The sequence below is a fragment of the Bacillus aquiflavi genome (assembly GCF_019915265.1).
GTDB lineage: Bacteria > Bacillota > Bacilli > Bacillales > Cytobacillaceae > Bacillus_BT > Bacillus_BT aquiflavi.
Genome location: NZ_CP082780.1, coordinates 703,114 through 719,450 on the forward strand (window position 1 = coordinate 703,114; position 16,337 = coordinate 719,450).

Consider the following 16,337-nt stretch of genomic DNA (forward strand, 5'->3'; position numbering starts at 1 on the left):
TTGATAAAGTAAGTTCTATGTTTATATTACATAACCGTTTGATTAAATAACATATCATTTTCAAGAAATGATTGAAGATTGTTTGAACTTATTCATATTAGTTTTTTAAAAAATAGAAAATTCGAGTTCTATTCATTTCTTTTAGTACTACACTAAATATAGGTAAGCTGGACAAGAGAGGGGATTTTGATGGCAAGGAAAATTGTTTTTTTTTCAGTATTGGCTTACATTATTTACGGTTTTCTCATTTACTTTTATTTGTTTTATGGCGCTGATACGAGTATTCCATTTGAGTATGAGGGAACGAGTGCCGATCCCACGATATTCTTAAATGGAAAAGAGCTGATGCTTAGTGAGGAATATTCAAAAATACGTGATTTATTGTTTTTCTTATCAACTCCGTTTGAATGGCTCGTTTACTTAATGATCTTACTTTTCGGCCTATCTAAGGCATTTAAACGATGGGCAGAGCAATCGTCTCGCTTTCGCTTTATTCAAACAGCTATTTATTTAATTTGGTTATCATTTTTTGCTTTCGTTGCTACATTTCCACTTAGCTATATCAGTTATTCGTTTTCAAAATCATACAATATCTCCACACAAACATTTGCTTCATGGATGAAGGATGAGCTAATTGATTTCTGGATCAATTATGGAATGATGTTGATAATTGTTTCTGTTTTATATTGGTTGATTCAAAAAAGTAAAAAACGCTGGTGGTTATATGCATGGCTTTTGTCTATTCCTTTTACCTTATTTATTATGTTTGTCAACCCAGTATTAATTGATCCTTTGTATAACGACTTTTATCCATTGAAAAATAAAGAGCTTGAAACTAAAATACTTAAAATGGCAGATAAGGCAAATATCCCAGCAGATCACGTTTTTGAGGTAAATATGTCGAAAAAAACAAATGCTTTAAATGCATATGTTACAGGGATTGGTTCAAATTCGAGGATCGTGTTGTGGGATACAACATTAAATCGTCTGAGTGAAGATGAAATCTTATTTATAATGGCTCATGAAATGGCTCATTATGTAGAAAAGCATATTTATATTGGGATAGGCGGATATTTGTTGCTATCATTAGTCGGTTTATATTTAAGTGCAAGACTCATGAATTGGGCTATCAATCACTATGGAGAAGCATTAAAATTATCAACAGTTCAAGATATTCGCTCACTGCCTTTGTTTTTAATGATTTTATCAATGTTATTATTTATATCGGACCCATTTTCAAACATTGTTTCACGTTATCAAGAAGCACGTGCTGATACGTATGCCATTGAGATGACCGATAATCCGAACGCAGCCATTTCAACTTTTCAAGAGTTATCGCGGGCTGGATTAAATCAGGTAAAACCGCCACTTTTAGTAAAAATATTCCGCTACAGTCATCCAACAATGCTTGAACGAATGACGATGATTGAAGAATACGGGTTGAAAAAAAGTATAGAGCGGCAGCAATAAATCTTTATTCGTAAAAAAATGAAAAAATAAACACGAGAACTTTAAGGTTCTCGTGTTTTTCTTACGTTCCAAAGCGTACATTCAGTTCTTTTAATTGTTTACACAAAGAATTGAATGCTACTTTATCACGGTGATCAAGAGCTAAATCAATTTTTTTTAACAACTTTGTTTTCTCTGCTTTTAGCATCGCTTCAGAAAGAATCATGTCAACGTATAAATCTAACATAAAATTAGCTTCTTCATTTTGACGATTCATCGCACATGACTTCATAAGCTCTGCATATGATTTTTCATTTTTCATGAAAACCACCTCTGATGCCTTTTCAATATTATACGGGAAACAATAGAGATAATCAACAGAATTTTTATAATTTTTAGAAAAGTTAGTACCAATAGAGGAAATATTTTAAAGATATCAATTTGTGAGAAAAAATGGAAGAGGAAAATGGTAGGATAAAGTTAAGTTTTATTAGTGGGACATATATTCCCTGCTAATAAATTATCCCACTTAAATAGGCGATTTGCTCTTTTTAGGGTGGGATAAAAAAATGCCTGAGGAGGAGAAAAAGTAATGGTCAAAGACAAATGTCACTTAATTGAAGAGTACGAAGCAAATCCATTTACGATGATGATCATGCCTATTAAATATGAGAGTAATACGTACTCGAAAATTGTAGAATTTGAAGATGAATTAATCTCTCCATTAAAGCCGATTGATATTATTAAAAAGAGCTGCGAATATTTTGGTTCGAGTTTTGAAGGCAGGAGGGAGGGGACCCGACAGCTTATTGATATTACCCACAAAGCACCAATTACGATTGACCCCACCAATTCCATTTATTTTTTCCCAACGACATCACCGTCGCGCCTACAATGCATTTGGATTTCTCACGAACATGTTTTATCTCATAAACGGGCAGGTGCAGGCAGTACCCTTGTAACATTTCGTAATAAACAAATATATACACTTCCCATTTCATATGCTTCATTTGGAAATCAACTGCAAAGAGCAGCTTTATTACAAACAAAGCTTATGCAGCGACTAGAAGAAACAGAACGGCGATTCCAATATTTATGGTGGTCAGCTAGACTGATGAAAGTTTCACCAAAAGGCAGTCTTTATGAACAAGATGCTCATTTTCGAAGAAATCCATTTGAATAATTGCCAAAAGGGTTGTTCCAAAAATCGATGAAAATCGATTTTTGGGGCAATCTTATTTTTTCTATAAAGATTAAAGTTAAAAAATTTGCATGTAAAAGTAACAATTCTGTTTCATTTCTAACTGGTCAATCTTAATTAATATTCGTCTCCACCATACATGAAAATATCCATTATATGGAGCTGTCTTTTATTTTTTTGTAGCTTGTAAAGCTGAAGAAACTAAGGGGGATGTTGCTGGTACTGCCATTATAGAAGCTGAAGAAAATAATATTGAAGAAAGTGATATTGCAGAAAATAATATTGAACATACTTCTTTGGCAAATGCTGATCGACCGTTAAACATTCCAACATATGTTGATACGGATAATCACGCAACACATCCAAGAGTATTTAAAGATGAAACAAAAAAATACGGTTATGAATGGATTATGGTATTCACACCATATTCTCAAGGACAGGATCAATTTGAAAATCCTTTAATAGTTGTTTCGGATAATGGTATTGATTGGTTTGTTCCTAAAGGTTTAACAAATCCAATTGTTGCTCCAGAAAAACCAGATGAATTTCATTTTTCCGATACGGATTTATTCGATAATGGAGAAGAATTAGAACTATGGTTTAGGGAATCAGATAAAATAAATGACTCTAGACTCTCTCGCTTATTACGCATGACATCTACTGATGCTGTAAACTGGTCCGAACCAGAGATTACTTTTGATTTTGGTACAGGTGGTTATGGCTACGGTTCGCCAAGTGTTGTGATGATGGATGGGGAATATCAATTGTATTATAGGGAACATATGAATTTAAATTCAGAAGGTTATGTGCTTCAAAAAGCTAGAATACTAGGTGATTGGAGCGAAAAAGAAGAAGTCGTTTTTGATTTTGGAGAGAATTATAAAGATTATGTAAGCTGGCATGTTGAAATTAATTATATGGATGGAAAATATGTTGCATTAAATCATGCGGCTAAAGATAATCAATTCTTTGATGGAAAGTTATTTTTATTTGAATCTGATGATGGGATTCATTTTTACAATCCGAAGCTATTAATCTCTAAAAGTTTAGACGGATTTGATCACTCTTTTATCTATAAATCTTCAGTAGTAAAACATAATAATAAATACTGGATTTATTATTCAGCCTTTAATACTAATAATGAAAATTACATAGGACTTACAATTGGCAAGAGTTTCAATGATTTAATCGGGTATAAAGTGAGTGAATAGAAATAAATAATATTTACAAAACGTGTTTCAGTCTGTTAACAAAAAATATATTGCTAAGTTAAAATACAGATATTTATATAGTAACATTTTGTATAGTTAGTCGTTTATACACTTTCCGATTTACGGGAGTGTATTTTTATTTAATGGGAATTATTTATCATACTCGCACACGTAATCCGAAAAATACCAAATGGAATATCCGTCTTGCGTTTAGTATAAATAACACAGCCTTTTTAATCAGCTTATCACTTTAATAGGTCATTTTATTTTTCATTATAATGTCGTTTAAATAAATAATATTCTAATAGTTCTTGGACTTTATTTCGGATACGTGGATTAAAATAATTGTGCTGTTCTTCATATCCTTTATATATAAACAAAAACATAGTAAAGGAATCATCATGGTTAATTTGTTTCACCTTTAAATTTTTTTTATTCATGTAATGTTTTACTTGATAAAGTTCAGTCTGAACGATTTTTATCGTTTTATCAATTAAGTCTAAGTAAGGTTTTCTTAATTTAAATGGGCTGTTTTCTACAACAGTAAGATCCCGATTTAAAACGGTTAGCACCATCGGCAAATATATTGCCTGTTCGATTTTATCTCGATCTTGCTCAGGGATTTGCGTCATATTGTTCCCATGCTCCTTTGTATTTATTAGGAACGTACGTTCTGTCCCTATTGTATAAAAAAATAACCTCAATTACAAGGTGTACTCTTTTTAATCATAATATTCGCTTAGAAAAATATTAGCATGTTAATAAAGTCAACATCCATATTCAGATTGTAGGACAAGGTCAATTTTTAAACTCATTCCTTTCGATTGTTTGAAAATGTTTGTCAGTCGAGGTGCCGAGTAACAAGGCGGAAGCTAGAACAGTCGTTGCATGAGCTACAATGAAGTGTCAGTAACGAAGAACACGAACGTTTTGTTAACAGTCTGCATACATATTAAAAATGTTTGTCACTCAATGACAAGATTTTTTAAAAAGGTGCAGGAATAATTATTTCCATTGTCGAAAGAAAAAAAGAGACACGATAAAAATAGTCCATATATACCATATATTAACATCATTTAAGGCTTTAGATTCACTTAACCTTGAGTAGGGATATATTTGACTTTCATCCCAAAATGGAATAAAGAATTGTCGGGGATGCTGAAAATGAAATATTTCTCCCTCCCCATTGTTTTAGATAAATTTACACGTAAGAAAGGCGGACAAGGTATGACTGACAAACGGAGAATAACTGCAGAAGATTTATATGAGTTAAAATCAGTTGCTGATCCGAGATTGGCATCGAATGGAAAGGACTGTGTTTTTGTACAGACAGAGATTTTAGCGGATAAAGATGAATATTGTTCAAACATCTATTATTTAAATATTGAAAAGAGGGAGAAACCTGTTCAGTGGACATTTGGCGAGAATCGTAATCATTCACCACGCTGGTCTCCAGACGGGAGTAAATTAGCGTTTGTCTCCAATCGCAGTGGAAAAAATCAAATTTATGTGATGAGTATGAACGGTGGAGAGGCAAAGCAGTTAACTAATTGTAAAAACGGTGCAAGTAATCCAGTTTGGTCTCCTAATAGTGAGAAGATTGCTTTTTCTGTTTTGTTAGAGGAAAATGAATGCGTTGATAATAAAGTGGAGAAAAACAATGAAAAAGAGAAGCTTGTTCCACTTGTAATAGATAAAATGAAATATAAAACAGATGCAGAAGGTTTTTTAGAAAAAAAATATGCACAAATAGCAATTGTTGATGTTCTAACAGGAAAGAAGGAATTATTGACAAAGAGAAATGTTAACCATACACTGAATGCCTGGTCTCCAGATGGCAGTCAGTTAGTTTTTACAGCAAATATGAATTTAGAGTTAGACTTTTCTTTCGTCCTGGATGTGTATTTATTACATGTTGAAAGTAAAGAATTAAAAAAACTAACGAAAAGTACTGGTTATTTTCATCAGATTACATGGTCACCAAACGGAAAATATCTTGGGATCATCGGTCATGAACGTGAATTTGAAAATGCAACAATTTCAAAAATATGGATTTATAATTTAGAAAGAGAAGAGTTATCCTGCTTGACAAAAGATTTTGATATAGCGATAGGTGATCATGTCGTAGGTGATTTCCAACAAGGGATTGTTACTCCAGGATTATTATGGACTGAAAATAGTAGAGGCTTTTATTTTATTGCAACTGATCAGGGAAGTACAGCTGTATATTATGGCTCACTTAAAGGTGAAATGTACCCTATCGTGTTAGAACAACAGCATGTGTATGGTTTAGCAATTGATAAAAAAAATCATTTTGCAGTATTAGCAATAAGCAAACCGACTCATCCAGGGGATTTATTTTATCATCATTTTAAGACGAAAGAGGAGCACCAATTAACAGCGGTTAATGAAACATTTTTAAATGAAGTTATTTTAGCAGAGCCTGAAGCGATCCAATTTGTTGGAGCAGAGGATTGGAATTTGCATGGTTGGTTGATGAAACCAGTAAATAAACAAGCAGAAGAAAAGTATCCACTTATACTGGAAGTTCATGGTGGCCCACATGCCATGTATGCCAACACATATTTTCATGAATTCCAAGTACTGGCGGCAAATGGGTATGGAATTCTTTATACAAACCCTAGAGGAAGCCATGGTTATGGTCAGCAATTTGTTGATGCTGTCCGTGGTGATTATGGAGGCAATGATTATAAAGATTTAATGAGTGCTGTTGATTATGTACTTGATACATATCCACAAATTGATAAACAACGACTAGGTGTAACAGGAGGAAGCTATGGCGGTTTCATGACAAATTGGATTATTGGTCAAACAAAGCGATTTAAAGCGGCTGTTACGCAAAGGTCTATTTCTAACTGGATTATTTTTTATGGTGTCAGTGATATCGGTTATTATTTTACGGAATGGCAAATAAAAGCCGATATTTCTAATGTTGAAACACTTTGGAAACATTCACCTTTAGCATATGTAAATAATATAGAGACACCATTACTAATTCTTCATAGTGAGAAAGACTATCGGTGTCCGATTGAACAAGCCGAGCAACTGTTCATTGCATTAAAAAGAAAAAAGAAAACGGCGAAAATGATTCGTTTTCCTGAATCGAATCATGAGCTGTCTCGAAGTGGAAATCCTAATTTACGTGTCGAAAGGTTATGTGCTATTAAAGAATGGTTTAATAGTTATTTAAAAAATAATTAACTACTGATACTATCTGCAAGAGACAGCAGATAGTATCATTTCTTATTAATGTTAAATCGAGTTCCGATTTTTTAAATTCCGATTATTTTTGATAGCCGATAATGAACATGGAACGATCAATAAGGGATTTTTTTAAGAATGAGGTGTATATTTCATGACTGTTCAAAAACTATTACTCGAAATTGAGCAAGATGCTATTTCAAAAAATAAGGAGACTGAAAAGTGCAGAAACTTAATAAAGATAGCAGAAGTAAAAAGAGTTAATTTTACAAGCTATATTGATTTAATATCTGATGTTTATGATGATGAACCACGTAAAGAAAGTGAGCAGCTGCAAAAATTTTTAAATGTGACAAATAAAGCGGAGAATTTACGTGTTGCGATGGAATATTTAGATAATAAAGGTGAAACGAGTCTGTTAAAACAACTAGTTGACAAACAAAAATATTCGAAAAACTACTTGAATCGTGAATGGGCTAAACTTTATTATATTGTTGTAAAACGTGCAAAAGGTAACATATCGACTGAAGAAATTGTGCAATATATTAAAAAGACAAATTTTAAATCAATAGAGATGGATATATTAGCAAATATATATCAAATTTATGCCCTTCTTGGTTTGAAGTCGTCTTTTGATATTTTTCAACAGAGTGAGCAACTTAAAATAAAAATTAATCAAATTCGCAATGAATATATTCGACAATCATTTCAGTTGCGAATGAGTGAAATTGATGCCTACAGCGCCCTGTTAGGGAACGAGTTAGAAAAGGCACGGAAAATTGCACTGAATGTTGTTTCAAACGAGAAGCTAGTAAATTGGTTTCCTATGCTTTACACATCGCATCTTTACTCATTAGCGATGTCATATATGTACGATTCCTATGACGCAGCTGTATTTTATTTAGATGAAAGCTTAAAAAATTATAAAAAAATGCAGATTGAACGTGCACCGCACAAGATTAAAGAAGTAGAGCAAACAATTACTTTTATAAATAATTTATGGGGAAAGCAAACTGAGGAGCCAAAAAATATTCCTGAAAAAATTCATTTCTTTATTAATCAAGGAAGGCTATATGAGGCTAGACAAAATTTAATTAATTTAAGAGATTCTCAAAATGGAGAGCTTTCGCCATTTCAACTATATTATTGGGGAATTGCATTTAATTGTGAAAAATCGTTAGAGCGTTCCTATGATATGTTTCATTCACAAGGAAATTATTTTTATGCACAACTCCCTTTGCAAAAAATATCAAAAGATAAGAAATATTGGGAAATATTGAGGAATTTATAGCATGTTAGGGATAAATCTAGTTTTTTTTACATTCTAGAGGTTGATTTATTTTAAAAAAGAGGGATAATTTTCTATAAGATAATAAAAAGGAGGAAGATGATAATGAGAGATCCAGGAACAGTAATTGGCAACTAATAATATTTGATTAGAAACAAGGTAAAACAATCACACTATCGTCATAGATAGTGTGATTGTTTTATTTTACAGAAGAAAAATAGTAAAATAAAAGCAGCTGATTGCACTATTAATTGGAGTTGTTTATTTGTTCATTATATATTTTTTAGAGTAAAAAAATGATATGATTTAAATGAAAGTGGACAAAATACCAAATGAGCCAAAATATACTATAAAAATAGTGGAACTTTTTCTAATGAAAGAAAGTCAATATATATAGAAGCAGCTACTAGGTAAAAGAAAGGAACATACAAAAATGAGAGTAGAACGACATAAGCGGAAGAAAAGATTTCGAAAGGTTTTTGCAATTCTCTTTATCTTATTGCTTTCTGTAGTAGGATATATTTATATTCAATATCGGTCAGGAATAGCTGAATCGTTAAAACTTACTGATAGCAATCAACAAGAATTTGAATTCAATGGAAAAAAAGATCAATATGGCGGGATAAACATTCTTCTGCTAGGAAGTGACACGTATGAAAAAGAGCGTTCACGTGCGGACACAATTATGATCGTTCATTATAACAAAGATAAAGGAACATATAAAATAACCTCAATTATGAGAGATACTTATGTGGAGATTCCAGGACACGGAAAAAATAAAATTAATGCGGCGCTTGCTCTTGGCGGACCAGAACTGATGAGAAAGACGATAAAAAACAATTTTAATCTTGATATACAACATTATGCAATGGTAAACTTTGAAGGTTTTGTCCATGTCGTTGATGAATTATTCCCTGATGGGGTAAAAGTGAATGTTGAAAAGAAAATTGTGGAGAGTCCAGAAATGACGATTGAACCTGGGATTCAAAAATTAGATGGCAAACATTTGTTAGCGTATGTCCGTTTTCGGAGAGATGCTGAAGGCGATTTCGGTCGAGTAAAGCGGCAGCAAGAGGTTATAAAAACGATTGCCAATGAAATGACTAGTATTCATGGTGTGACAAAAATGCCTAAATTAGTCGGAATGATTACTCCATTTATTAATACAAACTTAAATACAGGTAACATGATTTTTATAGGAAAGGATTATTTTTTAAATAAAGATCAACAGATAGAATCATTTAGGATTCCAGTTGATGGAACATATACCGACAAACGTGTAAGCGCTGGTGCTGTGCTTGATATTGACTTGAACAAGAATAAGGAAGCCTTACATGAATTTATTCAAAAATAAATATTATTGTCCATTTCATGTGAAATTAACTATATTACAGCTTAAATGAACCCCATTTTTAATGCTAAGCTTATTGAGGAGACAGCTTATGGATTTTGAAGCGATCAAAACATGGATGACATTAGAAAATATTATGGATTTAATTGAAGAATACCGTTCATTCGGGCCCCTTTTAGGTATTTTACTTCCATTAATCGAGGCATTTTTGCCATTTTTGCCTTTAATTTTGTTTGTAATGGCGAATGTCAATGCTTTCGGATTATGGCCTGGATTTTTCTATTCATGGATCGGGGCATGTAGCGGCGCACTTCTTGTCTTTATTTTAATTAGAAAGTTTGGACATACGAGGATTTTAGCATTTCTCCAACATCAAAAACAAGTGAGCAAATTGATGAAGTGGTTTGAAAAACATGGTTTTGGACCGTTGTTTTTATTACTTTGTTATCCATTTACACCATCAGCTGTTGTGAATATTGTTGCCGGATTATCAAAAATTAACATCGGCCAATATATGTTAGCGGTTTTGGCTGGAAAAATGGTCATGATTTTTACTCTTAGTTTCGTCGGTCATGACATTATTTCATTAATTACGCAACCAATGAGAACAACGATTGTCTTAATCATTATTTTTATATTATGGTATGTTGGTAAAAGGATTGAAGTAAGATTGAATATGAGCGGAGAAAAAGACCACACAGGTGGGTGATGGGGGATATAATGAAAAAAGAGTTAATGAAAGAAAGTACAGAGTATCTTAAAGCGATATTAATAGGAATTATCATTTTTGTATTAATTCGTACTTTTTTATTTACTAACTATATAGTTAATGGTGAATCAATGATGCCAACTCTTGAAGAAGGAAATAAGCTGATTGTAAATAAGATTAGCACACAAATTGGAAAGTTAAATCGTTTTGATGTGATCGTTTTTCACGCTACTGACTGAAGAAGAAGAAGATTATGTGAAAAGAATTATTGGTTTGCCTGGAGATAGTGTTGAATATCGTAATGATCAATTATATATTAACGGTAAAAAATATGATGAGCCTTATTTAGATCACTATAAACGAGAAAATCAGGAGGGCTATTTAACGGAAAATTTTTTCTTAAAGGAGATTACAGGGAAAAATACTGTTCCAGGGGACATGTTATTTGTTCTTGGTGATAACAGAAAAGGAAGTTGGGATAGCCGTGATTTCGGTTTTATAAAAATTGATCAAGTTGTAGGAAAGGTGAATCTTCGCTACTGGCCATTAACTGATTTTGATACATCACTTTAGAATACATATGAATCTAGTTGAAAGAATTCGAAAGAGTAATTGAACTCGAATTTTTTTTTATTTTATTTCGTATTTCAAAATGGTCATAAATAATGGATCTTATTTAAAGTTTCATATAATCAGAACCACAGTTAAGTGGTATGATTTAAAATATGTTAAAATATTATAAATATTACAAGAATGGAGGAGAGAGCTGTATGGAAATTCCCATATCAATCATTCAAACAAAGCTGCTAGTGCCCAATGTGAAGGAAAACTGGATACATAGATCAAAGTTAACGAAAAAAATGAAGTCTATTCCTAAATTTCCATTAACAATTCTGCATTCAGGTGCCGGTTACGGGAAGAGTACAGCATTAGCTCTTTTTGCAAAGGGAATTAAAATGAATTGTTATTGGTATTCCATTTCTCCGTCTGATGATGAAATATTACCTTTTTTAACTTATATGATTACAGCAATGAAACATAAAGAACCGGAATTTGGAAAAAGTTTATTGCAATATATAAATGGAATGGACCGCTTTATTCATGATGACGAGCTCGGACTATTATGCTCACTCTTTATTAATGAGATTCTCTCAGTTAACAAAGAGATTATTTTGATACTTGATGATTTTCATCAAATTGAACATTCACATACGATTAATGTCTGGATAGAAAAATTACTTGAACATCTACCTGAAAATCTTCATCTAGTTATTTCGAGCAGAAGCCGTCCCAAATGGAAAAGATTAATTAAGATGAAAGCAAGTGGACAATTATTAGAAATAACTGAACGAGATTTAATATTAACTTTTGAAGAAACAGAGCTGCTGTTAACTAATTTTGATGAAATTGAAATAAATAGAGAAGCAATAAAACAAATATATAGGCGTACAGAGGGCTGGATCATTGCGATCACAATGATTGCTCAGCAAATAATGGATTATGAAGAATTCCCTCAGACGATAGACCAATTTCCTCTACCCCTTTATGATTTATTTCAATATTTAGCTATGGAAGTATTTTTAAAACAATCTCCGCCTGTTCAGCAACTTCTTTTACAAACAAGTATTTTTGATGAGTTAACACCGGAAATTTGCAAGAACATTCTTGATTTAGAAAATTCATTGACGATGCTTAAAAATTTAGCAGAAAGAAATTTATTTATTCATAAAATTGGCGAAGATCAGTATCGCTACCATGCATTGTTCAAGGAATTTTTAGAAAAGCAATTTCAAAAAAAAGATCCAGAAGCTTATGAGGAGTTACATAAAAAAAGCGCTCGTTTTTTTGAAGGGAGAGGTTTATGGGAAATTGCACTCATTTACTACGAAAAAATTGGCTTCAGTAAAGCAGTTGCTACCATTCTACATCATTATGGAACGCTAATGTTGGAAAATGGTAAATTAGAAAGTCTTGATGAAAAATTAGCTTGTGTTACAGCAACTGATCAAGATAACTATTATCAACTATGGTTTCTTAAAGGAGAGATTCTTCGCTACAGATCTTTATATAAAGAGGCGGAGGAATGTTATAATAAAACAATTTACTTTGCTCATTTAAAGCAAGATTTATTAAGTAAGAGTAACGCATTAGAGGGTAAAGCGCGGATTTATTTAGATACAACTCAACCACATATTGCTGAACGGCTATTATCTGAGGCAATTGCTACTAGGGAAAAATTAAGTAAAAAAGAAAATATAGCACGATTGTATCGTTTACAAGCAGAAAATTTAATTAATTCTGGAAAAACAACGAAAGCGGAAAAATGGATAAAAAGAGGTAAAGCTTTAAACTTATCGATTGAAAACGGTAATTTACAAGCAAGGCTTTATTTGCGTACTGGGAGACTGCTAGAGGCAAAGAAAATATTAAATAAAAATAAAATAAACGAACAACATAAACTTCTTTTACCTCAATCACATCGGGAAACCGAATTACTTCTATCATTAATTGAAGTGTTAACTGGAAATGGAACTGAAGCTAAACAGCTAGCACAAGCGGGGATTCAACATGGAATTAGTATTCAATCTCCATATGTAGAAGCATGCGGCTGGATTCGACTCGGACATTCCGTTCAATTAGTAGATGAATACGACTCGTTGTTAGCAAAAAACTGTTATGAAACCGCGCTGCAAATGATGGACAAATTGCGAGTAGCTCGAGGCAAAGCAGAGCCGTTAATGGGATTATGCCTCTTATATGGAGCTAACGGACAATATGAACGAGCGATTGAAGTTGGAGAGCAAGGTTTAATAGAAACTGAAAAAGCAAAAGATATTTGGTTATCGGCATTAATTACGTTAAGCATTGGCTTAGCTTCAGTCTATCATTTTTATTATGATAAGGCGTTAGTATCAATTCACAAAGCAGAAGAATATTTTGATCAGTGTAATGATATATTTGGAAAAATGTATTGCTCGCTATGGAAGGCCTATATTTATCATGAAATGAGTCATGAGGAGCAGTTCGAAAAAAATATGGACTTGTTTTTAAAACTAGTTCAATTAAATCATAATGAGTATATTTTTTATAAAAGAACAATGTTCGGTCCACAAGACTTACAAATGTTTATCCCATTATTAATAGAGGGACAAAAGAGAAATATTAATCGTCATTTTACAACAAAAATATTAAGAGACATGGGATTAGTAGGATTACAAACTCATCCAGGCTTTACATTACAAATTCAAACGCTTGGACAATTTCGTGTTTATCTAGGAAAAAAGGAAATTAAAAATCGAGATTGGCTAAGAGGAAAGGCGAAAGAATTGTTTCAACTGTTTATAACAAAGCGTAATCACTTTTTGCAAAAAGAGGAAATATTTCAACTTCTATGGCCAGATCAAGATGAAAAAAGTGCAGGAAGAGATTTTAAGGTCGCCTTAAATGCATTGAATAATGCACTTGAACCAAAGCGTAAGGCAAGGGTAGCCCCCTTTTTTATCATCCGTGAAGGAACTGCCTACGGTTTAAATCCAAATGCCTCTTTTGAGTTGGATGCAGTGATATTTGAACAATGGATTTTAACAGGCCTTGAGGAAAAAGATGATGAAAAAGCAAGGCGCTTTCTACAAAGAGGCTTGCATTATTATAAAGGTGATTATTAATATAGAGCGGCGTTTTAATGATTGGTGTTTAATTGAGCGAGAACGATTACTCGTTTATTTTTTTTTTACGTGGAGCGGAAAAATTAGCTCAATTGTCTGTACGATCAGAAGATTATGATATCGCAATCTTTTGGTGTGAGAAAAAATATTAGAAAAAGATAAAACTTGGGAAGAGGCTTATCGGCTGCTTATGTTTTGTTATTATCGAAAAAAAATAATCGGTCTCAGGCGATAAAATGGTATAAAAAAAATGTTGTGATATTTTAGAAGTTGAACTCGGAGTTACCCCATTAGAGCCGATTGAGAGGATGTATGAGATGATTATTGGGTCAAGTAGAAGATAATCATTGATTAAACACTCTTTTATAAACATAAAAGAAAAAGAGTGAAATATAGTTTAATGCTTTTTACATGTATAACGGGGTTATTTTCATAACCCCGTTATGGAAAATAGGAATGATTTTATTTTTGAAGAATAGTAGCCCGAAGAAAAAAGCTTATAAGGAACTAAAATAAATCGCCTTTTCAGTTCAGCAATCTCCAGATGATCCTGATCAGTGTTTTCACTTAAATAGTTGATATATGTCTCAAATGATTTTGTGTTCGAGTCATAAGCTTACATATGTTTTTATGTCAATATAAATTAATGCTTTTAAAATAGCTTCGATTTTCTGATTGATCATTTTCGAGTTTTCTTCAATTTGTACAAACCTCTCATCAACTTGTTCCAATTACCTATCGATTTATTCTCATTTGTTTTTTCCCTGTTTCTACATGATAAAATCTTTTATTTAACTTGTGAAATTACGAATTAATTTGTTTCAACTAACTGTTCTATTTTTATTCCCTACTTTTGACATATTCTATCATGATTTAAATGGAATCATCATAAGTTCTTTTAGTAACCTTGGAGTTCAAGTAGGACCGATGTGTATTGTAACTGATTTGTAACCACTATTTATTATGATAATTCAAAGCAAATGGGCTTATTTAAGAGATTTTAAGGGGGAAAGCGTGTGAAAGCGTTAATAAGAAATACTGCATTATTATGTCTATTCATTTTTATGGTGTTTTTTTCAACTGCATGTAACTCAAATAAGACTGGGAAAGTTGAAAAAAGTAAAGGAGAGAATAATGAGCCGATAAAAATAGGAGTGTTAGCTTCTTTAACAGGTGGTTTAGAGTCATACGGAAAGCAAACAGTTCATGGCTTTGAGTTAGGTCTAGATTATGCAACAGACGGAAAAAAGGAAGTAGCTGGCCGTAAAATTGAGTATATCATTGAAGATACAGAAACAAAGCCTGAAGTAGCGGTTCAAAAGGCAACAAAATTACTTGAAGAAGACGAAGTTGACTTTTTAATTGGCTCCTCTAGCTCTGGTGACACATTAGCTGTTTTGCCGCTTGCAGAGGAATATGAAAAAATTATGATTGTTGAACCAGCTGTCGCAGATAGTATAACTGGTTCTGAATTTAATAAGTTTATTTTCCGGACGGCTAGAAATTCATCGCAGGACGCAGTAGCAGGCGCAGTAGCAATTGCGGACAAAGGTGTGAAAATTGCTACATTTGCACCTGATTATTCTTTCGGTTGGGATGGTGTTGAGGCATTTAAAGAAGCTGCTATAAAGCTTGGTGCAGAAATTGTTCATGAAGAATTTGCTGATCCTGCTGCAACTGATTATACATCTAATATTCAAAAAGTTATTGATGCAAAGCCGGACTATTTGTTTGTTATTTGGTCAGGTGCAAACTCACCGTGGAATCAAATTGCTGATATGAAATTACAAGAAAAAGGGATTAAAATTTCTACCGGCGCTCCCGATATTGCTGCATTATCAATTATGGAACCTTTGGTGGGCATGGAAGGCTTCAGCGTTTATTATCATGACCTTCCGAATAATAAGATTAATGATTGGCTAGTTGAAGAGCATAAAAAACGGTTTAACAACGAGCTCCCTGACTTGTTTACACCTGGTGGGATGAGCGCCGCGATAGCGATTGTAGAGGCAGTGAAGAAAACAGAAGGAGATACTGATGCTGAAAAATTGATTGAAACGATGGAAGGTATGAGTTTTGAGACACCAAAAGGAACGATGACATTTAGACCAGAAGATCATCAAGCATTACAAACATTGTATGCGATAAAATTGGAAAAACAGGATGGAATTCCATACCCTGTACCAGTGCTTATTCGAGAATTAGCACCAGAAGAGACGGCGCCGCCAGTCCAAAACTAAT

11 protein-coding genes and 1 pseudogene are annotated in these 16,337 nt (G+C 32.8%); 10 read left to right on the top strand and 2 right to left on the bottom strand.

Annotation, left to right across the window (positions count from 1 at the left end; genetic code table 11):
- Positions 1-189: 189 nt before the first annotated feature.
- On the top strand, positions 190-1,470 hold the full coding sequence (locus K6959_RS03605; protein WP_223087660.1) for a M48 family metallopeptidase: 1,281 nt from the start codon (positions 190-192) through the stop codon (positions 1,468-1,470).
- Positions 1,471-1,531: 61 nt separating this feature from the next.
- On the opposite strand, the gene K6959_RS03610 is transcribed toward K6959_RS03605, so the two are convergent.
- Positions 1,532-1,771, bottom strand: coding sequence for an IDEAL domain-containing protein (locus K6959_RS03610; RefSeq protein WP_223087662.1), 240 nt, complete (start codon positions 1,769-1,771; stop codon positions 1,532-1,534).
- A gap of 270 nt (positions 1,772-2,041) precedes the next feature.
- Here K6959_RS03610 and K6959_RS03615 point away from each other — a divergent pair, with 270 nt between their 5' ends.
- Together K6959_RS03615 and K6959_RS03620 are read left to right on the top strand one after the other, a co-directional pair.
- On the top strand, positions 2,042-2,632 hold the full coding sequence (locus K6959_RS03615; protein WP_163239057.1) for a competence protein ComK: 591 nt from the start codon (positions 2,042-2,044) through the stop codon (positions 2,630-2,632).
- Between the two features lie 314 nt (positions 2,633-2,946).
- Entirely contained in the window at positions 2,947-3,861 is a 915-nt protein-coding gene (locus tag K6959_RS03620) for a glycoside hydrolase family protein (RefSeq protein WP_163239059.1), read from the top strand.
- Between the two features lie 263 nt (positions 3,862-4,124).
- Here K6959_RS03620 and K6959_RS03625 read toward each other — a convergent pair whose 3' ends face one another.
- On the bottom strand, positions 4,125-4,493 hold the full coding sequence (locus K6959_RS03625; protein WP_223087664.1) for a YhjD family protein: 369 nt from the start codon (positions 4,491-4,493) through the stop codon (positions 4,125-4,127).
- Between the two features lie 595 nt (positions 4,494-5,088).
- On the opposite strand from K6959_RS03625, the gene K6959_RS03630 reads away from it, so the two are divergent.
- The 7 genes and pseudogenes from K6959_RS03630 (at position 5,089) to K6959_RS03660 (ending at position 16,336) form a co-directional block, all read left to right on the top strand.
- Entirely contained in the window at positions 5,089-7,083 is a 1,995-nt protein-coding gene (locus K6959_RS03630; RefSeq protein WP_223088295.1) for a S9 family peptidase, read from the top strand.
- Positions 7,084-7,237: 154 nt separating this feature from the next.
- Positions 7,238-8,374 (top strand): AimR family lysis-lysogeny pheromone receptor, encoded by a 1,137-nt coding sequence (locus K6959_RS03635; protein WP_163239064.1) that lies wholly within the window; start codon positions 7,238-7,240, stop codon positions 8,372-8,374.
- Positions 8,375-8,804: 430 nt separating this feature from the next.
- Positions 8,805-9,725 (top strand): LCP family protein, encoded by a 921-nt coding sequence (locus K6959_RS03640; protein WP_163239066.1) that lies wholly within the window; start codon positions 8,805-8,807, stop codon positions 9,723-9,725.
- 88 nt (positions 9,726-9,813) lie between these two features.
- A complete protein-coding gene (locus tag K6959_RS03645; protein ID WP_223087665.1) occupies positions 9,814-10,431 on the top strand; it encodes a TVP38/TMEM64 family protein in 618 nt (205 codons plus the stop codon).
- Between the two features lie 11 nt (positions 10,432-10,442).
- Positions 10,443-11,004, top strand: a pseudogene (gene lepB, locus K6959_RS03650) (signal peptidase I).
- 197 nt (positions 11,005-11,201) lie between these two features.
- Positions 11,202-14,096: a winged helix-turn-helix domain-containing protein gene (locus K6959_RS03655; RefSeq protein ID WP_262421885.1), complete on the top strand. Its 2,895-nt coding sequence runs from the start codon at positions 11,202-11,204 to the stop codon at positions 14,094-14,096.
- Between the two features lie 1,064 nt (positions 14,097-15,160).
- Entirely contained in the window at positions 15,161-16,336 is a 1,176-nt protein-coding gene (locus K6959_RS03660) for a substrate-binding domain-containing protein (protein WP_223088297.1), read from the top strand.
- The last annotated feature ends 1 nt before the right edge of the window (position 16,337 follow it).